General features: G+C 71.9%; 14 protein-coding genes and 1 pseudogene. 8 read left to right on the top strand and 7 right to left on the bottom strand.

Annotated elements, in window-relative coordinates:
• Positions 1-33 precede the first annotated feature (33 nt).
• The 4 genes and pseudogenes from ACFQ6X_RS05920 to ACFQ6X_RS05935 form a co-directional block, all read left to right on the top strand.
• Positions 34-984: pseudogene (locus ACFQ6X_RS05920) on the top strand (serine/threonine-protein kinase); the annotation flags it as partial.
• A gap of 315 nt (positions 985-1,299) precedes the next feature.
• Positions 1,300-2,328, top strand: a complete 1,029-nt coding sequence (tdh, locus tag ACFQ6X_RS05925) for an L-threonine 3-dehydrogenase (RefSeq protein ID WP_383176522.1) — start codon at positions 1,300-1,302, stop codon at positions 2,326-2,328.
• A gap of 54 nt (positions 2,329-2,382) precedes the next feature.
• On the top strand, positions 2,383-3,576 hold the full coding sequence (locus ACFQ6X_RS05930; RefSeq protein ID WP_383176525.1) for a glycine C-acetyltransferase: 1,194 nt from the start codon (positions 2,383-2,385) through the stop codon (positions 3,574-3,576).
• 34 nt (positions 3,577-3,610) lie between these two features.
• Positions 3,611-4,516 carry a LysR family transcriptional regulator gene (locus tag ACFQ6X_RS05935; RefSeq protein ID WP_383176528.1) on the top strand — a complete coding sequence of 302 codons (906 nt, stop codon included), beginning with the start codon at positions 3,611-3,613 and terminating at the stop codon, positions 4,514-4,516.
• Between the two features lie 49 nt (positions 4,517-4,565).
• Here ACFQ6X_RS05935 and ACFQ6X_RS05940 read toward each other — a convergent pair whose 3' ends face one another.
• A complete protein-coding gene (locus ACFQ6X_RS05940) occupies positions 4,566-4,952 on the bottom strand; it encodes a VOC family protein (RefSeq protein WP_383176531.1) in 387 nt (128 codons plus the stop codon).
• A 129-nt stretch (positions 4,953-5,081) separates the two neighbouring features.
• On the opposite strand from ACFQ6X_RS05940, the gene ACFQ6X_RS05945 reads away from it, so the two are divergent.
• Both ACFQ6X_RS05945 and ACFQ6X_RS05950 read left to right on the top strand, forming a co-directional pair.
• Positions 5,082-5,717 carry a nucleoside/nucleotide kinase family protein gene (locus ACFQ6X_RS05945; RefSeq protein ID WP_383176534.1) on the top strand — a complete coding sequence of 212 codons (636 nt, stop codon included), beginning with the start codon at positions 5,082-5,084 and terminating at the stop codon, positions 5,715-5,717.
• A 174-nt stretch (positions 5,718-5,891) separates the two neighbouring features.
• Positions 5,892-7,022: an aminopeptidase P family protein gene (locus ACFQ6X_RS05950; protein WP_383176537.1), complete on the top strand. Its 1,131-nt coding sequence runs from the start codon at positions 5,892-5,894 to the stop codon at positions 7,020-7,022.
• Here ACFQ6X_RS05950 and ACFQ6X_RS05955 read toward each other — a convergent pair whose 3' ends face one another.
• Positions 7,023-8,039, bottom strand: a complete 1,017-nt coding sequence (locus ACFQ6X_RS05955) for an aldo/keto reductase (RefSeq protein WP_383176540.1) — start codon at positions 8,037-8,039, stop codon at positions 7,023-7,025.
• A 76-nt stretch (positions 8,040-8,115) separates the two neighbouring features.
• Positions 8,116-9,876: a malto-oligosyltrehalose trehalohydrolase gene (gene treZ / locus ACFQ6X_RS05960; protein WP_383176543.1), complete on the bottom strand. Its 1,761-nt coding sequence runs from the start codon at positions 9,874-9,876 to the stop codon at positions 8,116-8,118.
• Positions 9,877-10,079: 203 nt separating this feature from the next.
• Between treZ and ACFQ6X_RS05965 the strand changes: the two genes are divergently transcribed.
• A complete protein-coding gene (locus ACFQ6X_RS05965) occupies positions 10,080-11,438 on the top strand; it encodes a GH1 family beta-glucosidase (RefSeq protein WP_383176545.1) in 1,359 nt (452 codons plus the stop codon).
• 21 nt (positions 11,439-11,459) lie between these two features.
• On the opposite strand, the gene ACFQ6X_RS05970 is transcribed toward ACFQ6X_RS05965, so the two are convergent.
• Both ACFQ6X_RS05970 and ACFQ6X_RS05975 read right to left on the bottom strand, forming a co-directional pair.
• Positions 11,460-12,371 carry a GNAT family N-acetyltransferase gene (locus ACFQ6X_RS05970; protein ID WP_383176548.1) on the bottom strand — a complete coding sequence of 304 codons (912 nt, stop codon included), beginning with the start codon at positions 12,369-12,371 and terminating at the stop codon, positions 11,460-11,462.
• A gap of 193 nt (positions 12,372-12,564) precedes the next feature.
• Complete coding sequence (locus tag ACFQ6X_RS05975; protein WP_383176551.1) at positions 12,565-13,518, bottom strand: GNAT family N-acetyltransferase; 954 nt, start codon at positions 13,516-13,518, stop codon at positions 12,565-12,567.
• 164 nt (positions 13,519-13,682) lie between these two features.
• Between ACFQ6X_RS05975 and ACFQ6X_RS05980 the strand changes: the two genes are divergently transcribed.
• Positions 13,683-14,249 carry a DUF1707 and FHA domain-containing protein gene (locus tag ACFQ6X_RS05980; RefSeq protein WP_329206252.1) on the top strand — a complete coding sequence of 189 codons (567 nt, stop codon included), beginning with the start codon at positions 13,683-13,685 and terminating at the stop codon, positions 14,247-14,249.
• Between the two features lie 13 nt (positions 14,250-14,262).
• Here ACFQ6X_RS05980 and treY read toward each other — a convergent pair whose 3' ends face one another.
• Positions 14,263-16,674 (bottom strand): malto-oligosyltrehalose synthase, encoded by a 2,412-nt coding sequence (gene treY / locus ACFQ6X_RS05985; protein ID WP_383176555.1) that lies wholly within the window; start codon positions 16,672-16,674, stop codon positions 14,263-14,265.
• Positions 16,675-16,771: 97 nt separating this feature from the next.
• Positions 16,772-18,934: a glycogen debranching protein GlgX gene (gene glgX, locus ACFQ6X_RS05990; protein WP_383176558.1), complete on the bottom strand. Its 2,163-nt coding sequence runs from the start codon at positions 18,932-18,934 to the stop codon at positions 16,772-16,774.
• Positions 18,935-19,287: the final 353 nt, after the last annotated feature.

Genomic DNA, 19,287 nt, shown 5'->3' on the forward strand with positions numbered 1-19,287 from the left:
GGGTCCGCCGTCGAGAAGCGGAGCTGAGGATCGATGGACGAACTTCGGCCCACGGACCCCGCGCGCGTCGGCGAGCACCGGCTGCTCGGACGACTCGGCGCAGGCGGCATGGGGGTGGTCTACCTCGGCCGTACGGACGCGGGAGCGACCGCCGCCATCAAGGTGATCCTCCCGGAGTACGCCGGGAACGACGAGTTCCGGGCCCGGTTCCGCCGTGAGGTCGAGGCCGCGCGCAGGGTGCGCAGCCCTTGGGCCGTCGCGGTCATCGGTGCCGAGACGGAGGGCGAACGCCCTTGGCTGGCAACCGCGTTCGTGCCGGGCCCCTCGCTCGCCGAGGCGGTCGCCCGCTGCGGACCGCTGCCCGCCCGCAGCGTGCGGGTGCTCGGCCAGCTGCTCTCCCGTGCCCTGACCGCCGTACACGCGGCCGGACTCGTCCACCGCGACGTGAAGCCCGGAAACGTCCTGCTCGCCGTCGACGGGCCGCGGCTCATCGACTTCGGCATCGCGCGGGCCGGTGACGCCCCGGCGCTCACCGCCACCGACATCGTCGTCGGCACCCCCGGCTTCCTGTCACCGGAACAGGCCTCCGCGGACGGTACGGCGCCGGGCCCCACGAGCGACGTGTTCTCACTGGGCTGCCTCCTCGCGTACGCCGCGACAGGCAGGCCGCCTTTCGGCAGCGGTGCCGTGGATGCACTGCTGTACCGCACCGTGCACGACGAACCCGACCTGGACGGGGTCGGCGACACCGGACTGCGCGCCCTGGTCGCCGACTGTCTGGCCAAGAACCCCGCGGACCGGCCGACAGCGCGACAGCTCGACGAGCGCATCGTCGAGGACGCCCCGCACGGGTCGATCGACTGGCTGCCCGAAGACGTCGTACGGCTGATAGCGGACCGGTCCGCCGTGATGCTCGCCCTGCCCGACATCGAACCCACGATCGCCGAGGAGCCCGTACCCGCACCACCGGGCAGACGCCGCTTCCGCCGCACGGGAGGCCCTGCGTGACGAACCGGCCGGCAGCGGCGCGGAGGCCCCGCCGGCTCGGCCTCCACATCACGGCGTGAAGCACAGCTGCGGCGGAGCTTAAGAAATCCTCGATGGACCTGGGGCCCGGCGTGCGGCACTGTCGTTGTGACGGCAGTGGGCGGCGAAGCACGGCGTTCGTAGGACGTACGGACGCACGCGTTTCGCCCTTTCCCGTCCGCCGTACCCCCATGCACCCCGGGCCGCAGGCCGCCTTCGGCATGCCCCCGGCCCGGGGTATTCACCAGGTACCAGGTACAGGGAGCCGCAGCCGTGAAGGCACTCGTGAAGCACAAGGCCGAGCCGGGACTCTGGCTGATGGACGTGCCGGAGCCGGAGATCGGCCCCGCAGACGTGCTGATCAAGGTCCTGCGCACCGGAATCTGCGGCACCGACCTGCACATCCGGAACTACGACGGCTGGGCGCAGCAGGCCGTGCGCACCCCGCTGGTCCTGGGCCACGAGTTCGTCGGCGAGGTCGCGGACCTCGGCGCCGACGTCGTCGACATCAAGATCGGTGACCTGGTCAGCGGCGAAGGCCACCTGGTCTGCGGAAAGTGCCGCAACTGTCTGGCCGGACGGCGCCACCTCTGCCGCTCCACCCTCGGCCTCGGCGTCGGCCGGGACGGGGCGTTCGCCGAGTACCTCTCGCTGCCCGCCTCCAACGTGTGGGTGCACCGGGACAAGGTGGACCTCGACATCGCCGCGATCTTCGACCCGTTCGGCAACGCCGTGCACACCGCGCTGTCGTTCCCGCTGGTCGGCGAGGACGTGCTGATCACCGGCGCGGGACCGATCGGCATCATGGCCGCCGCCGTCGCCCGCCACGCGGGAGCCCGCAGCGTCGTCATCACCGACGTCAGCGAGGCCCGTCTCGAACTGGCCAGGAAGGTCGGCGTCAGCCTCGCCCTCGACGTGAGCAAGGAGACCATCGCCGACGGCCAGCGCCACCTCGGCCTGCGCGAGGGCTTCGACATCGGTCTGGAGATGTCCGGCCGCCCCGAGGCGATGCAGGACATGATCGCGAACATGACGCACGGCGGCCGCATCGCCATGCTCGGACTGCCGGCCACCGAATTCCCCGTCGACTGGTCCCGCGTCGTCACCTCGATGCTCACCATCAAGGGCATCTACGGCCGTGAGATGTACGAGACTTGGTACGCCATGTCCGTCCTGCTGGAGGGCGGACTCGACCTCGCCCCCGTGATCACCGGACGGTACGGATACCGCGACTTCGAAGCCGCCTTCGACGACGCCGCGAGCGGCCTCGGCGGCAAGGTCCTGCTCGACTGGGCCGCCTGACCCGCAACCCCCACCTCGTACCCCCGGCCCGTACCCACCTGGGAGACATCCTTCATGTTCGACTCCGTACGCGACGACCTGCGCCTGACCCTCGACGAGATCAGGGACGCCGGACTCCAGAAGCCCGAGCGGGTGATCGGGACCCCGCAGTCCGCCACCGTCGGTGTCACCTCCGGCGGGCGCCCGGGCGAGGTCCTCAACTTCTGCGCCAACAACTACCTGGGCCTCGCCGACCACCCCGAGGTCGTCGCCGCAGCCCACGAGGCGCTGGACCGCTGGGGCTACGGGCTCGCGTCCGTCCGCTTCATCTGCGGCACCCAGGAGGTCCACAAGGAGCTGGAGCAGCGCCTTTCGGCCTTCCTCGGCCAGGAGGACACGATCCTCTACTCCTCCTGCTTCGACGCCAACGGCGGTGTCTTCGAGACCCTCCTCGGCCCCGAGGACGCGGTGATCTCCGACGCCCTCAACCACGCCTCCATCATCGACGGCATCCGCCTCTCCAAGGCGAAGCGCTACCGCTACGCCAACCGCGACATGGCCGACCTGGAGCAGCAGCTCAAGGAGGCCTCCGGTGCCCGGCGGCGCCTCGTCGTCACCGACGGCGTTTTCTCCATGGACGGCTACGTCGCCCCGCTCGCGGAGATCTGCGACCTTGCCGACCGCTACGGCGCCATGGTCATGGTCGACGACTCGCACGCCGTCGGCTTCGTCGGGCCCGGCGGCCGCGGCACCCCCGAGCTGCACGGCGTCATGGACCGCGTCGACATCATCACCGGCACGCTCGGCAAGGCGCTGGGCGGCGCCTCCGGCGGTTACGTCGCGGCGCGCGCGGAGATCGTCGCCCTGCTGCGCCAGCGCTCGCGCCCGTACCTCTTCTCCAACTCGCTCGCCCCGGTCATCGCCGCCGCCTCCCTCAAGGTCATCGACCTGCTGGAGTCCGCCGGCGACCTGCGCGAGCGGCTCAACGCCAACACCGCGCTCTTCCGGTCCCGGATGACGGCGGAGGGCTTCGACATCCTGCCCGGTGACCACGCCATCGCCCCCGTGATGATCGGGGACGCGGCGAAGGCAGGCCGGATGGCGGAGCTGCTCCTGGAGCGCGGTGTGTACGTGATCGGGTTCTCGTACCCCGTCGTCCCGCAGGGAGCCGCGCGCATCCGCGTCCAGCTCTCCGCCGCCCACTCCACGGACGACGTCAACCGCGCGGTGGACGCGTTCGTCGACGCGCGGGCCGCGCTGGGGGAGTAGTCGCCGGTCTCCCGCGACCTGGGACAATGAGCGCATGATCGATGCACGGCGGCTGCGCATTCTCCGCGCGGTGGCAGACCACCGCACGGTGACCGCGGCAGCCGCCGCGCTCTACCTCACTCCCTCCGCCGTCTCCCAGCAGCTCGCCGCGCTGGAGCAGGAGACCGGACACCGCCTGGTCGAGCGCGGTGCGCGCGGTGCCAGGCTCACCGCGGCAGGGGAGATCCTGCTGACCCACGCCAACGCGGTGCTCGCCCAGCTGGAGCGGGCGGAGGCGGAGCTCGCCGCCTACAGCACAGGCGTGGCGGGCACGGTCACGGTCGCCGCGTTCGCCACGGGCATCGGCCTCGTCCTGGCCCCCGCCATCGCCGAGCTGACGCGTACCGCCCCCGGTATCCGGGTCCGTGTGCAGGATGCCGAGGGCGACGCCAGCGTGCCGATGGTGCTGGACCGGCAGGTCGACGTGGCGGTCGCCGTCGAGTACCGGGGCGCGCCCGGTGACGACGACCGGCGTCTGACGCGGGTGCCGCTCTACTCCGAGCCCTTCGACGCGGTGCTGCCGGTCGGCCACCGCCTCGCCGGACAGGAGCACGTCGCCGTCGCCGACCTCGCCAAGGACCCGTGGATCGGCCCGTACCCCGGCAACCCCTGCCATGACGTGGTGGTCCTGGCCTGCGAGTACGCGGGGTTCGAACCCCAGCTGGAGCACTCGTCGGACGACTTCCACGCGGTGGTCGCCCTGGCCGGGGCGGGCGCCGGGGTGGCGCTGGTGCCCCGCTCGGCGCTGCGCGGTATGGATCTCGGCGGTGTCGTCGTACGGCCCGTGGAGGGCAGCGCCCCGACACGACGGGTCTTCGCCGCCGTGCGGCAGGGCGCCGAGGGGCATCCGCTGATCAGGCCGGTCCTGGACGCGCTGGGGTCGGCGGCGGGGCTGGCGTAGCCCGCGGGCGTGCACGGACCGTGGCAGCCCGCGCAGCCCCCGGCCCGGCTCAGGCGGGCTGCAGCAGGTCCCACCGGTTGCCGTACAGGTCCTCGAAGACCGCGACCGAGCCGTACACCTCGTGGCGCGGTTCCTCCAGGAAGCGGACCCCGGCGGCCCGCATCCGCTCGTGGTCGCCCGCGAAGTCCTCGGTGTGCAGGAAGAGGCCGACCCGGCCGCCCGTCTGCGCCCCGACGGCTGCCAGCTGGGCTTCGCCCTTCGCGCGCGCCAGCAGCAGCCCCGTGCCCTGTGTGCCGCGCGGGCGCACGACGACCCAGCGCGAGCCGTCGCCCCGGTCCGTGTCCTCCACGAGCTCGAATCCGAGAGCGTCCGTGTAGAAGGAGAGAGCCTCGTCGTAGTCGCGGACGACCAGGGTGACCAGGGCGATGTGGGACATGGGGGGCCTCGGGTTCCTCGAGTGGACGGACATTCACGTCTGGACGGCTGTGGCGCGCCTGGACGGCTGCGCGCGTCGGTTATACGTAACACTAACGCTGTCCCGCTGCGCCCGGGGACAATGCCCCGCATGGTCACGAGCGACTTCACCGAGCTGACGGTCCGCGCCCGCCGCCTCGCCGCCTCCGGCAGGCGCCACATCCTCGGCATCGCGGGACCGCCCGGAGCCGGGAAGTCCACCCTGGCCGCCCTGCTCGTCGAGGCGCTCGAAGGACACGCCGTCCTCGTCCCGATGGACGGTTTCCATCTGGCCGGCGCCGAGCTGGAGCGCCTCGGCCGTGCCGACCGCAAGGGAGCCCCCGACACCTTCGACGCCGCCGGGTACGCGGCCCTGCTCCGGCGGCTGCGCCTCGCCGAAGGGCCGGGCCCGGTGTACGCGCCGGCGTTCGACCGGAGCCTGGAGGAACCGATCGCCGGGGCGGTACCCGTCCCCCAGGACACCCCGCTCGTGGTGACCGAGGGCAACTACCTGCTCCTGGCCGAGGGGCCCTGGGCGCCGGTGCGCGGGCTGCTCGACGAGGTGTGGTTCGTCGACGTCGACCCCGCGCTGCGGACGCGCAGGCTCGTCGACCGGCACGTGCGGTTCGGCAAGCCGCGCCCGTACGCGGAGCGCTGGGTCGCCCGGTCCGACGAACCCAACGCCCGGCTGGTGGAGCGGTACCGCGACCGCGCCGACCTGGTCGTGCGGCTGCCGGACACGCCCTGACACCTCCGGGCCCCCGCCCGGACGGGGTCGCGACCGGGCCGCCGTCGACCGCCCGGCGTCGCGACCGGGACGGTCCGGTCGCACGACCCCGCGCCGCGTTCCGAATGCGTTCGCATCCACCGGCACGTACGGGCAGGATGCTGTGTGCCGCGTCGCCCCGCCAGGAGGTCCGTCATGTCCAGCTCCGACCAGCCCGTACCCTTCACCGCCGACGACTACAGGGCCCGGATGACCCGGGCGGCCGAGTCCGCCGACGCCGCAGGCCTCGCGGGTGTCCTCGTGGCGCCGGGCCCCGACCTGGTCCACCTCACCGGATACCGGCCGACCGCCGCCACCGAACGCCTCACCCTGCTCGTCATCAGGGCGGGCCACGACCCCGTCCTCGTCGTCCCGGCCCTGGAGGCCGCGGACGCCGAGCGTGCCGTCGGCGCCCCCGTCCTCACCCTGCGGGACTGGACCGACGCCGCGGACCCGTACGCCCTGACCGCCGAACTGCTCGGCGACAAGGGCCGGTTCGGGGTCAGCGACAACGCCTGGGCACTGCACCTGCTCGCGCTGCAGGAGCTCCTTCCCGCCACCTCGTACGCCTCCCTCACCGCCGCCCTGCCGATGCTGCGCGCGGTCAAGGACGCAGCCGAGCTGGAGCGGCTCGCCGCGGCGGGGGCCGCCGCCGACGCCACGTACGAAAAGATTCTGAAGGTCCGCTTCTCCGGCCGGAAGGAGACCGACGTGGCCGCGGATCTCTCCGCCCTGCTTCTCGAATTCGGCCATGCGCAGGTCGACTTCACCGTCGTCGGCTCCGGTCCGAACGGCGCCAACCCGCACCACGAGGCCGGAGACCGCACCATCGAGCAGGGCGACATGGTCGTCCTCGACTTCGGCGGCCTCAAGGACGGCTACGGCTCGGACACCTCCCGTACGGTGCACGTCGGCGCACCCACCGCGGAGGAGCAGCGGGTGCACGACGTCGTACGGGAGGCGCAGGAGGCGGGTTTCCGCGCGGTGCGTCCCGGCGTCGCCTGCCAGGAGATCGACCGGGCGGCGCGCGCCGTCGTCACCGAGTTCGGCTACGGCGAGCGCTTCATCCACCGCACCGGCCACGGCATCGGTGTCACCACCCATGAGCCGCCCTACATGATCGAGGGCGAGGAGCAGCCGCTGGTACCCGGCATGTGCTTCTCGGTGGAGCCCGGCATCTACCTCCCGGGCCGCTTCGGCGTCCGGATCGAGGACATCGTCACCGTCGCCGAGGACGCCGGCCGGCGGCTCAACAACACCCCGCGCGAGCTGGCGGTCGTCGACTGATCAGTCCTGCGGCTCACGGTCGCGGAAGCGGTGCAGCACGTCGTACGGGTAGGGCAGCGGACGCGCGCCGGCCTCGTCCAGCCGCGTCTCCTGATCCGGCGTCAGGTCCCAGCCCACGGCGCCCAGATTGTCGGTCAGCTGCTCGACCGTGCGGGCCCCGATGATCGGTGCGGTCACGCCGGGGCGGCCGAGGAGCCAGCGCAGCGCCACCTGTGCGGGGGTGCGCCCCGCCTCCTCGGCGACCGCCACCAGCGCTTCGACGACCCGCCAGGTCTCCTCGTTGTCCCGCTCCCGCCAGGCCTCGCGGCCCAGCTCCTCCTGGTAGCGGGCCTCGCGGGTGCCGGGCGCCGCGGCCGTCATGCCCCGCCGGTACTTCCCGGTCAGCCAGCCGCCCTGGAGCGGGCTCCACGGGATGATGCCGACGCCCTCCGCGAGGCTCACCGGGACGAGCTCCCACTCCAGCTCGCGGGCCAGCAGGTTGTAGAGCGGCTGGAGGCTCACGTAGCGCTCCCAGCCGTTCCGCCCGGCCAGGTCCTGCGCGCGCTGGAGCTGGGAGGCGGAGAGGTTGCTCGCGCCGAGATAGCGCACCTTTCCCGACGTCACCAGGGTGTCGAGCGTCGAGAGGGTCTCCTCGACGGGCGTCGTGGCGTCCCACACATGGGTCTGGTAGAGGTCGATGTACTCCGTGCCGAGCCGCCGCAGGCTCGCCTCCACGGCCGACACGATGTGCTTCCGGCTCAGCCCGCCCGCGTTGGGCGCCTCGCCCATCGTTCCGAACACCTTGGTGGCGACGACGAGATCGTCCCGCCTGCGGCCCTTCAGCCAGCGGCCGACGATCTCCTCGGAGACACCGCGGTGGTAGACGTCCGCGGTGTCGATGAACGTCCCGCCCGCCTCCGTGAAGACATCCAGGATCCGGTGGGCGCTCGCCTCGTCGGTGTCCTGGCCGAAGGTCATGGCCCCCAGGCAGAGCTCACTGACGCGCAGCCCCGAACGGCCGAGGAATCGCTGCTTCATTGGGTCCCCTTCGCTTGTTCCCGTTGCTCAGTGGTGAAGCTACGAGTTGAAGTGCACCCGAAGACAAGGGGCTTGTTCAGTCGTCGGCCAGAACCACACATGACTCCGGCGGCAGGTGCAGCAGCCCGTCGCCGCCCGGTGCGTCGACCGGATCCCAGGCGGCCAGCACCCTGCCCCCGCCGGTGCGGTGACGGCCGCCGCCCAGCGGAATGGTGGCCGGCTTCCCCGAGAGGTTGACCGCGACCCGCAGATCGCCCCTGCGGAACGCCAGCCAGCGCGCCTCCTCGTCGTACGCCGTCCGGACGGACGCCAGATCGGGATCGGAGAGGTCGGGCATGGCCCCGCGCAGCGCGATCAGCTCGCGGTACCAGGCCTGGATGCGGGCGTGCGGTTCGCGCTCGGGTTCGCTCCAGTCGAGGCAGGAGCGGGCACGGGTGAGCGGGTCCTGCGGGTCGGGGATGTCCTCCTGGGCCCAGCCGTGCGCCGCGAACTCACGCCGCCTGCCGTCGCGTACGGCCCGGGCGAGCTCCGGGTCGGTGTGGTCGGTGAAGAACTGCCACGGTGTACGGGCGCCCCACTCCTCACCCATGAAGAGCATCGGGGTGAAGGGGCCGGTGAGCACGAGGGCCGCCGCGCAGGCCTGGAGCCCGGGGGAGAGGGTGGCGGCGAGCCGGTCGCCGAGGGCCCGGTTGCCGATCTGGTCGTGGGTCTGGGCGTAGCCGACGAAGCGGTGGGCGGGGGTGCGGGTGACGTCGACGGGACGGCCGTGCGTACGGCCCCGGAAGCTCGAGTACGTACCGTTGTGGAAGAACGCACCGGTGACGGTCTTGGCGAGGGCGGCCAGCGGGGCGGTGGCGAAGTCGGCGTAGTAGCCCGTGGACTCGCCGGTGAGCGCGGTGTGCAGACAGTGGTGGAAGTCGTCGTTCCACTGGGCGTGCAGCCCGAGGCCGCCCTCCTCGCGCGGGGTGGTCGTGCGCGGATCGCAGAGGTCGGACTCGGCGATCAGGGAGAGCGGCCGGCCGAGCTCGGCGGCCAGGGCGTCGACGGCCCCGGACAGCTCCTCCAGGAAGGTGAGCGCCCGGCCGTCGGCCAGTGCGTGGACGGCGTCCAGCCGCAGCCCGTCGAGCCGGTAGTCCCGCAGCCAGGCCAGCGCGCTCCCCAGCAGGTACGAGCGGACCTCGTCCGAGCCCGGGGCGTCGAGGTTGACGGCCGAGCCCCAGGGCGTGTGGTGCGTGTCGGTGAAGTACGGGCCGAAGGCCGGGAGGTAGTTGCCCGAGGGGCCGAGGTGGTTGTGGACCACGTCCAGGACGACCGCGAGACCCAGGCCGTGCGCCGTGTCGACAAAGCGCTTCAGTCCGTCCGGGCCGCCGTACGGCTCGTGCACGGCCCACAGCGACACCCCCTCGTACCCCCAGCCATGGGTTCCGGGGAAGGGGCAGACGGGCATCAGCGACACATGGGTGACACCGAGCTCCACGAGATGCCCGAGGCGCTCGGCCGCGGCGTCGAACGTACCGGCCTGCGTGAACGTACCGATGTGCAGCTCGTACAGGACGGCGCCCGGCAGCCCGCGCCCGGCCCACTCGTTGCGCCAGGCGTACGCGGCCGGGTCCACGACCGCGCTCTCGCCGTCGGGACCGTCCGGCTGGCGGCGCGAACGCGGATCGGGGAGCACGGGACCGTCGTCGAGCACGAAGCCGTAGCGGTCACCGTCGGCCGCCTCGGCCTCGGCCGTCCACCAGCCCTCCCGCAGCGGATCGCGCTCCATGGGCTGCAGTCCGCCCGCGGTCCGCAGCACGGCCGACTCGGTTCGCGGGGCCCACACCTCGAACTGCATTCACCACTCCTCGTCCATGAACCGGATGCCCTGCAACGGGCCCAATGATCGGCCGAAGTCGCACTCGGGGCCCCGGGAGACTGGAGTGAGCCCCTTGTCGGCGATTAGGGTCTGGTCCTGATCATTGCCCTACCGGGTTCTGCTCATACGTAGGGAACCCGGGCAGTAATCCAAGGTCCCCCTTACGGCTGCTGGAGGCCGAGATGACCGTGCCGACGTTCCCACCCGGATTCCTCTGGGGAGCCTCCGCGTCCGCTTTCCAGACCGAAGGAGCGTTCGACGCCGACGGCAAGGGGCCCTCCGGCTGGGACGCCTTCGCCGCGCAACCCGGCCGCATCAAGGACGGCACCGACACCACCCGCGGTACCGGCTTCCACGAGCACTACCGCGAGGACGTCGCCCTGCTCGCCGGACTCGGCGCGGACGCCTTCCGCTTCTCCATCAGCTGGCCCCGCGTCGTGCCGGGCGGCAGCGGCGCGCTCAACCCCGCGGGGCTGGACTTCTACGACCGGCTCGTCGACGAACTCTGCGCCCACGGCATCACCCCCGCCCCGACGCTCTACCACTGGGACACCCCGCTCCCGCTGGACGAGGCCGGCGGCTGGCTCAACCGGGACACCGCCTACCGCTTCGCCGAGTACGCGGGAATCGTCGCGGAGCGCCTCGCCGACCGCGTACCCATGTGGATCACCATCAACGAGCCGGCCGAGGTCACGATGCTCGGCTACGCGCTCGGCGAGCACGCGCCCGGGCGCACCCTCCTGTTCGACGCGCTGCCCGCCGCCCACCACCAACTGCTGGCCCACGGGCTGGCCGTACGGGCCCTGCGCGCCGCGGGCGCCGACAACATCGGCATCGCCCTCTCCCACACGCCCGTGTGGACCGCGGGGGAGTCCGAGGAGGACCGCATGGGGGCGGAGCTCTACGACACCCTCACCAACTGGCTGTTCGCCGACCCGGTCCTCACCGGCCGCTACCCCGACGAGGGCTTCGCCGCCCTGATGCCGGGCCCGGTCGAGGACGACCTGAAGGTGATCTCGACGCCGCTCGACTGGTACGGGGTGAACTACTACAACCCCACCCTCGTGGGCGCCCCCAGGCCCGAGGCGCTGGACTCCTTCTCCGGCTACACGATGCCGTCCGAACTCCCCTTCGGAATCAGGGAGATCGAGGGGTACGACACGACCGACTTCGGCTGGCCCGTCGTCCCCGAGGGGCTCGCCGAGACGCTCGGCGAGCTGCAGAGCCGCTTCGGCGACCGGCTGCCGCCCGTCTACATCACGGAGAACGGCTGCGCGGTCGACGAACCCGTCGCCGACGGCCGGCGCATCGCCTTCCTGGAAGGACACCTGGGGGCGCTGCGTACGGCCATCGACGCGGGCGTCGACGTGCGCGGCTACTTCACCTGGTCGCTGACGGACAACGTGGAGTGGACCGAGGGCGCCAGCAAGCGGTTCGGCCTGGTCCACATCGACTACGAGACGCTGCGGCGCACTCCCAAGCAGTCGTACGCCTGGTACCGCGACGTGATCAGCGCCCAGCGCGCCGCCGGGACGGGCTGACGCCCCGGCGGCCAGGGCGGCTCACACCAGGTGGACGCGCTCCTGCACGATGCGGTGGCCGGCCCGCGAGAACGCGGCAGCCATCGGCGTGTTGCCCCGGTCGGTCGCGCCCGCGACCGACGTCGCACCCTGGCCGGCCAGGAAGTGCGTGGTCTCCACGAGCAGGTCGTAGCCGTAGCCGTGACCGCGCGCCTCGGGCACGACCCCGATGAAGCCGACGCACGGCCCGCCCGGATTGCGCGCCGGAACGTGGATTCCGGCGAGCTCGCCGTCCCGGGTGTGGGCGAGCTGCCACCAGGAGCGCGGCGAGGGGCACCAGTTGAAGAAGTCGAGCTCCTCCCGGGCGGCCTGCTCCAGGCCGCCCGGGCCCTCGATGGCACGCCGGGCATGGGCGTCCAGCGTCACGGAATGGACCCGCCGCAGGACGTCCAGGATCACCGCGTCGTCCGGCTCCTCCCGGAATTCGAGCCGGCCGGGCCGCTCGGGCAGACCGTCCCCGGGCGTCCATTCGTAGCGGTAGCGCTCGACCAGCAGCTTCATGCCGGCCGCCTCGGCCGCGGCGATCCGTGCCCCGGCCGCCGCCCGCACCTCGGGGGCGTCCCGCCAGCCGGCCGGCACGATCAGCTCGTACTCGACCGACCACGGCGCACGGCGCAGCAGTTCGGCGGCGGCCTTCTCCTCGCCCTCGGCGAAGTCGAAGTAGTTGATCAGCACGGGCTCGGTGTCGTCGGGGCCGCCCCACCAGGCCGCCCTGGCGACGACGACGCCGTCGCGCAGAGCGACCCACGTCCACTCGGGGCGGTACTCGCCGCCGTCGTGAACGGTGGCGTAGCGGTGGCCGAACGCGGCGCGGCCGACGAGGCGGGGATCCTGCAGGGAATCGAAAAGGTGTGCGTCGCTCTGGGTGAGCGCGCGGATGACCGTATCGGTCATGGGTGTGTCCTCCGGGACTCGTGACGAGAAGCGTGGTGCGCTCCCGGTCAGACCGAGTCCGACACCGCCCTGCGGACGGGACGGGAGCGCGGGAACGAAGCTGTACGCATCCGACTCGCCTCCTTCCGCATCCGGGACCTGGGTTCCGCACCGACGGTACGGCCCCCGAGTCCCCTCGTCCACCCGTTTTACGTCAGTCCCACACCATGTCGAAGGAGCGCTCGAAGTTGACGTAGCCCAGGCGCTCGAACGACTTCGCCATCGGGACGTTCCCGAGGTCGGTACTCGCCCTGATGCGCTCCACGTCCTGCGCGGCGAGCACCCGGGTGCCCTCGGCCAGGATGTCGTCGATGTATCCGTGCCCGCGGTGCGCCGGCAGTACCCCGATGTACGCGATCATGGGGTGGTAGTTGTTGCGGGCCGGAATGACGAAACCGACCGGCCCGCCGTCCGGCAGCTCGGCGATACGCCACCACTCCTGCGGAGTCCTGAGACCCGCGAACTCCTCGTCGTACTGCTTCTCCGCGGCCTCACGGGCACTCAGGCCTGACGCCAGGTCCGCCTGGCCGTGGGCGTCCAGGGTGCCTGCCATCACCGGGGTCATCAGGGCCACGAGGTCCTCGCGTCCGGTGACCTGGCGGAACACCAGCCGGCCCGTGTCCTGGGGCACGGGCGTGCCCGAGCGCCACTCCAGCCGGAGCCGCTCGACCAGCATCCGCGCGCCGCTCGCCTCCATGACCCGCATCCGGGCCTCGACGGCATCGCGCGCCGCGGGGTCCTCGCGCCAGTCCGGCGGGATGTAGCGGCCGTACTCGGGCCGGACGGCCCCGGCGGGCACGACCGCGGCGGTCGCCGTCTCCAGCAGCTTCAGCCCGATCTCACCGCGCTCCGGCTCCGGCAGGGTGTCGTCCAGGTCGAAGAAGTCCAGGAACTGCGGGGCGCCCCCGTCCTGGCCCGTCCACCAGGCGATCCGGGCCACGAGGCGGTCGCCCCGCAGGGCGACCCACATCCACTCGGGGCGGCGGCGGCCGGTGGCGAGGTCGTCGGCGAGCTCGTGGTCGAGGACGTACGGAAGACGGCAGAAGAGACCGAGCTCGTCCGCTCCGGTGAGCGGACGAATGGTCAGTTCCGATGGGGCAAGGGTCACAAACGCTCCTGGGTACGGTCGAGGCCGCCGTCGACGGCAACGGGTGACGATAACAAGATCCGTGCGGCCGGTGTGCGGTATTTATCCGCCGCCCCGCAGGTCAGAACGGCCGGAACCGGGCTCCTTCTGGACACCCCAGGCCTCTCGGCCCGACAATCGGTACCGTGACGTCCTCCTTCGAGCCCTACACGTACCCCGCGCGGCTGTCCGACGCCCAGCGCGACCGTGTCCTCGGGGTGCTCAGAGACGGCGCGGCGCAGGGGAAGCTGTCCCACGACACCTTCCTGCGACGCATGGAACTGGCCCTGACAGCACGGCGCTCCGAGGAGCTGGCGGCGCTCACCTCCGACCTGGAGACCCGCGGGCGCTGGTCCCGCAGGCTCTTCCGCGCGGTGGGCGGTGTCTCCGCGTTCCCCGCGGGGGTGCGCAGGGCCTGGCAGTCCGAGCGGCTGCCCAAACTGCTGCTGCCCGTGCCGGGGCCGCACCCGCTGCGTATCGGCCGGGACCCGGGCAACGGACTGCGGCTCAGCCACGAGACGGTGTCGCGACTGCACGCCGAACTGACCGCGCACGGCAGCCGGTGGATCCTGCGCGACCTCGGGTCGACGAACGGCACCTGTGTCAACGGTCAGCGGGTCATCGGATCGGCCGCCGTGCGCGACGGCGACCAGGTGAGCTTCGGCCGGATGACCTTCCGGCTCTCCGCCCCCCTGCCCGGACCCCCGGCCTGAGGAGAGGCGCGGCTCAGCCGGCGTCCGGGGACGACTCTCCCCCTTCCGCCTTCACGAGAAGCGCCACCGGCCGCTCGGCGAAGAGTTCGGCCACCGCGACCTCGGTTCCCGTGAACTCCCGGCCGGGGGACAGCAGGTCGTGCCACGGACCCTCGTCGGGCAGCGTCAGCGCCGTATCGCCCCAGCCGCCCTCCTCCTCGAGCCTCAGCGAGAGCCTGGTCACCGCCGTGACGGCCTCGCCCGAGCGGCAGAACGCCAGACAATGGGCGGCGGCCGGCCCGTGTGCCGCCAGCGGGGCGTACGTGCCCGACTCGCCGAAGAGCCCGGGCCGCTCCCGCCGCAGCCCCAGCGCCGCCACGGTCAGACCGGCCTTCTCGTCGGGCACGTCGGCCGGAGGCCGGCTGAACGGCCGGCGGTTGTCGGGGTCGACCAGGGCGATGTACTCCCGCTCCGTGCCCTGGTACAGATCGGGCACGCCCGGCATCGTCAGATGCACCAGCGCAGCGCCCAGCACGTTGGCGCGCACGAAGGGTGCGAGGGTGTCGGCGAACCGCGTCATCATCGCCCGTGCCTGACCCGTGTCGGCGCCCGGACCCGCCGCGACGAACTCGCTCACCGCATGCTCGTACGCCGGATCCGGCTCCGTCCAGCTGGTGAACAGGCCCGCCTCACGTACGGACTTCAGCAGCGCGGGCTCCAGCCGTCCCGCCATCTCCCCGGTCGGCAGGCCCGCGCAGCCGTACGCCGACTGCCAGGCCTGCCAGGCCAGCTGAGGGTCCGGCGCGGACACGGTCGTCGCCCGGGCCAGCTGCGCCACCAGCGAGGCCCACCGCTCGGGGCACTCCGACAGGACCGCGATCCGGGCCCGTACGTCCCCGCTGCGCTTGGTGTCGTGCGTGGTGAGTACCGTGCCGGTGGCCGGCCAGTCGCGGGACAGCCGGGCGCAGAAGGCGTGGAACTCCTCGGGGCTCACCGCCGGACGGCCGGGATCGCCCCCCACCTCGGTCGCCGAGATCAGCGGAACGTAGCGGTAGAACGCGGTGTCCTCCACCGACTTGGCGTGCAGCGCGGACGCCGTCTGCGCGAACCGGGCGCAGAAGGCCGTGTGCTCCGGCCCGTCGCCGAGCCGGCCCAGCGCCAGGTCCCGCACCACGTCCACGGCCGCCGCCTCCTGCGGTACGGAGAAGACCGCCTTGGCGTCCTGGACCGCCTCCGCCGGAAGGGCTGACTCCGCGACCTCCGTGAGCGGGCCGCCCGCCGTGACGTACGGACGGTAGACCGGGACCCGGACGAGCAGCTCGCGCACCGCCGTGTGCAGGGCCCACGGCGCGTGGTCCACGAGTGCGGGGTCCCCTGCGCACGCCTGCACGGCGAGGCGGGTCAGCCACTCCGTCTCCGCGGCGAGCTCATGGGTGACGACGCGGTACGCCGCCCGGCGGACGGTCGCGGTCCAGTAGCCGCCGCGGTCGCCGGGCGGGCCCGCGAAGTCGCGGTAGCGGCCGAGCAGGTCCGCCGCGCCCATCGGGTCGGTGAACAGACCGTCGATCCGGTGCAGCGCGTCGTAGCCGGTCGTCCCCGCGACCGCCCAGCCGGCGGGCAGGGGTTCGGAGCCGGTGAGGATCTTCTCGACCACGGTCCACCGCCCGCCGGTCGCCCCGCTGAGCCGCTCCAGGTACGCGGCGGGGTCGGCGAGGCCGTCCGGATGGTCGATGCGCAGACCGTCGAGGACCCCGTCACCGACCAGTTCGAGGACCTTGCCGTGGGTGGCGGCGAAGACCTCCGGGTGCTCGACACGGACGCCGATCAGGTCGGAGATGGTGAAGAACCGCCGGTAGTTGAGTTCCGTACGGGCCAGTCGCCACCAGGCGAGCCGGTAGTGCTGGGCGGCAAGGAGCTCCGGCAGGGGCAGGTCCGCGGTGCCCTCGCGCAGCGGGAACTCCTGGTCGCCGTAGCGCAGCACCGGTGAGCCGTCGTCGCGGGCGCCGACCTCGAAGCGGCCCGCTTCGTCGCCGATCCGCCCCGCGAGCACGGGCAGCAGCACCTTGCCGCCGCCCGCCGCCCAGTCGATGTCGAACCAGTGGGCGTACGGCGACAGCGGTCCCTCCCGCAGGACCTCCCACAGCTGCCGGTTGTGCCTGGGCGAGGCGGCCATGTGATTGGGCACGATGTCCAGGATCAGCCCGAGACCGTGCGCGCGGGCCGTGGCGGCCAGCTGCCGCAGCCCCTCCTCCCCGCCGAGCTCGGCCCGCACCCGGCCGTGGTCGACGACGTCGTAGCCGTGCCCGGAGCCGGGCACGGCCTCCAGGACGGGGGACAGATGCAGATGGGAGACGCCGAGCGCGGCGATGTACGGCACGGCTTGTCCGGCTGCGGCGAACGGGAAGTCCGGTTGGAGCTGGAGCCGGTACGTGGCGGTGGGCGTCATGGACACGTACGTACCCAGCCTGACGGCATCTGTGTCACCCGACCACGTACCAGGGCTCCACCGGCGGTGCCCGAGTCGCCCCGGGCACACCATTGGCCTACGCCGGGCGCTTGAGCACCGTCAGGCTGCGCCCGATGAGCGTCACCCGGTCACCCGCGGACACCTTGGGACCCGCGCCCGGCGCCACTCCGTCCGGGATGCCCGTGTCCACGACGACCTGCCACTGCCTCCCGTGGTTCATCGGAACGGCGAATTCCAGGGTGTCGGCGCCCGCGTTGAACATCAGCAGGAACGAGTCGTCGGAGATCCGCTCGCCGCGCGGTCCCGGCTCCGAGATCGCATGGCCGTTCAGGAAGACCGTCATGGCCTTGGCGTGCGCGGCCTGCCAGTCCCGCTGCGTCATCTCCTCACCCCTGGGGGTGAACCAGGCGATGTCGGAGAGCTCGTCGTGCGTTCCCTCCACCGGGCGGCCGTGGAAGAAGCGCCTGCGTCGGAAGACCGGGTGGTCCCGGCGCAGCCAGACCATGGACCGGGTGAACTCCAGCAGACTCGTGTCCGTGCCGCCGGTGCCCGCACCGTCTCCGTCGCCGTCCTGCGCGACCGCGGCGGCCGGATCGGGCCAGTGGACCCACGAGAGCTCGTTGTCCTGGCAGTAGGCGTTGTTGTTGCCCAGCTGGGTGCGGGCGAACTCGTCGCCGTGGCTGAGCATCGGGACGCCCTGGGAGAGCATCAGCGTGGCGATGAAGTTGCGCATCTGACGGCTGCGCAGCTCCTGGACCTCCTTGTCCTCCGTCTCGCCCTCCGCACCGCAGTTCCAGGAGCGGTTGTGGCTCTCGCCGTCCCGGTTGCCCTCGCCGTTCGCGTCGTTGCGCTTGTCGTTGTACGAGACCAGGTCGTTCAGCGTGAAGCCGTCGTGGCAGGTGGTGAAGTTGATGGAGGCCAGAGGGCGTCTGCCGTCGTCCTGGTACAGGTCGGAGGACCCGGTGAGCCGCCCCGCGAACTCGGCGAGCGTCCGGGGCTCGCCCCGCCACAGGTCCCGCACCGTGTCGCGGTACTTGCCGTTCCACTCGGTCCACAGCGGCGGGAAGTTGCCCACCTGGTAGCCGCCCTCGCCCACGTCCCACGGCTCGGCGATCAGCTTCACCTGGCTGACCACCGGATCCTGCTGCACCAGGTCGAAGAACGACGACAGCCGGTCCACCTCGTGGAACTGGCGTGCCAGCGTCGCGGCGAGATCGAAGCGGAAGCCGTCCACATGCATCTCGGTCACCCAGTACCGCAGGGAGTCCATGATCAGCTGCAGGACGTGCGGCGACCGCATCAGCAGGGAGTTCCCGGTGCCCGTGGTGTCCATGTAGTACCGCTGGTCGTCGGCCAGCCGGTAGTACGAGGCGTTGTCCAGACCCCGGAACGAGAGCGTCGGCCCCAGGTGGTTGCCCTCGGCGGTGTGGTTGTAGACGACGTCGAGGATCACCTCGATGCCGGCCTGGTGAAGTGCCCGCACGGCTTGTTTGAACTCGAGCACCTGCTCGCCGCGGTCGCCCCAGGAGGCGTACGCGTTGTGCGGGGCGAAGAACCCGATGGTGTTGTAGCCCCAGTAGTTGGCGAGGCCGGCGTCGGCGAGGCGGTGGTCCTGGACGAACTGGTGCACCGGCATCAGCTCGATCGCCGTGACACCGAGCTCGGTGAGGTGGGCGATGATCTCCGGGTGGGCGAGCCCGGCGTAGGTGCCGCGCAGCTCCTCGGGCAGGCCCGGGTGAAGCATCGTCAGGCCCTTCACATGGGCCTCGTAGATCACCGTGCGGTGGTAGTCGGTGCGGGGACGGCGGTCGTCGCCCCAGTCGAAGTACGGGTTCACCACCACGGAGCTCATCATGTGCGGCGCGGAGTCCAGGTCATTGCGCGCGTCGGGCCGGCCGAAGGGGTAGCCGTACACCGCCTCGCCCCACTTGATCTGCCCGGAGATCGCACGCGCGTACGGATCGAGAAGCAGCTTCGCCGAATTGCAGCGCTGCCCGCGCTGCGGCTCGTACGGGCCGTGCACCCGGAAGCCGTACCGCTGACCCGGCATCACTCCGGGCAGGTAGGCGTGACGGACGAAGGCATCGGTCTCGCGGAGTTCCACCGCCGTTTCTGAACCGTCGTCGTGCAGCAGGCACAACTCGATTCGGTCGGCGGCCTCCGAGAAGACCGCGAAGTTGGTCCCGGCGCCGTCGTACGTGGCACCGAGGGGATACGCCTGTCCCGGCCAGACCTGCATAGATAGGACTCTTCCACTTCTGATCCGGGTGCTGCGGGCTTCTTGACCCGAATACTCCCCGAAAGAAGTGCGCCTACCTAGTACGTCGACCGGTGCGGCCGGGTCCGGTCGGCCCGTGCCCCGCCGGACCGGTCAACTTCGGACACTTCGGCGTCGCCCGTACAGGGACCGTGGGTAACAGGCAGCCGCTCCCGTCCGGTATGCGGCATGCGCGGGGGTGCCTAACCCCTATGAATCGCCTCACTCCGCCCAATCCTTTCACAAGGAACAAGCCTGCGGCATAGGGGAGTTGAGTAAGGAGCCTGTGCATCCGGCTGCACCGGCTCCCGGTCCCGGAGTACCCTTCCTTGATC

It is taken from the genome of Streptomyces sp. NPDC056452 (assembly GCF_042796085.1).
Classification (GTDB): Bacteria; Actinomycetota; Actinomycetes; order Streptomycetales; family Streptomycetaceae; genus Streptomyces.

What these genes read in the sequence shown, in the direction of transcription:
- ACFQ6X_RS05930 (WP_383176525.1), top strand. Translation starts at nt 2,383, where the DNA reads ATGTTCGACTCCGTACGCGACGACCTGCGCCTGACCCTCGACGAGATC.
- ACFQ6X_RS05935 (WP_383176528.1), top strand. Translation starts at nt 3,611, where the DNA reads ATGATCGATGCACGGCGGCTGCGCATTCTCCGCGCGGTGGCAGACCAC.
- ACFQ6X_RS05940 (WP_383176531.1), bottom strand. Translation starts at nt 4,952, where the DNA reads ATGTCCCACATCGCCCTGGTCACCCTGGTCGTCCGCGACTACGACGAG.
- ACFQ6X_RS05945 (WP_383176534.1), top strand. Translation starts at nt 5,082, where the DNA reads ATGGTCACGAGCGACTTCACCGAGCTGACGGTCCGCGCCCGCCGCCTC.
- ACFQ6X_RS05950 (WP_383176537.1), top strand. Translation starts at nt 5,892, where the DNA reads ATGTCCAGCTCCGACCAGCCCGTACCCTTCACCGCCGACGACTACAGG.
- ACFQ6X_RS05955 (WP_383176540.1), bottom strand. Translation starts at nt 8,039, where the DNA reads ATGAAGCAGCGATTCCTCGGCCGTTCGGGGCTGCGCGTCAGTGAGCTC.
- treZ (WP_383176543.1), bottom strand. Translation starts at nt 9,876, where the DNA reads ATGCAGTTCGAGGTGTGGGCCCCGCGAACCGAGTCGGCCGTGCTGCGG.
- ACFQ6X_RS05965 (WP_383176545.1), top strand. Translation starts at nt 10,080, where the DNA reads ATGACCGTGCCGACGTTCCCACCCGGATTCCTCTGGGGAGCCTCCGCG.
- ACFQ6X_RS05970 (WP_383176548.1), bottom strand. Translation starts at nt 12,371, where the DNA reads ATGACCGATACGGTCATCCGCGCGCTCACCCAGAGCGACGCACACCTT.
- treY (WP_383176555.1), bottom strand. Translation starts at nt 16,674, where the DNA reads ATGACGCCCACCGCCACGTACCGGCTCCAGCTCCAACCGGACTTCCCG.
- glgX (WP_383176558.1), bottom strand. Translation starts at nt 18,934, where the DNA reads ATGCAGGTCTGGCCGGGACAGGCGTATCCCCTCGGTGCCACGTACGAC.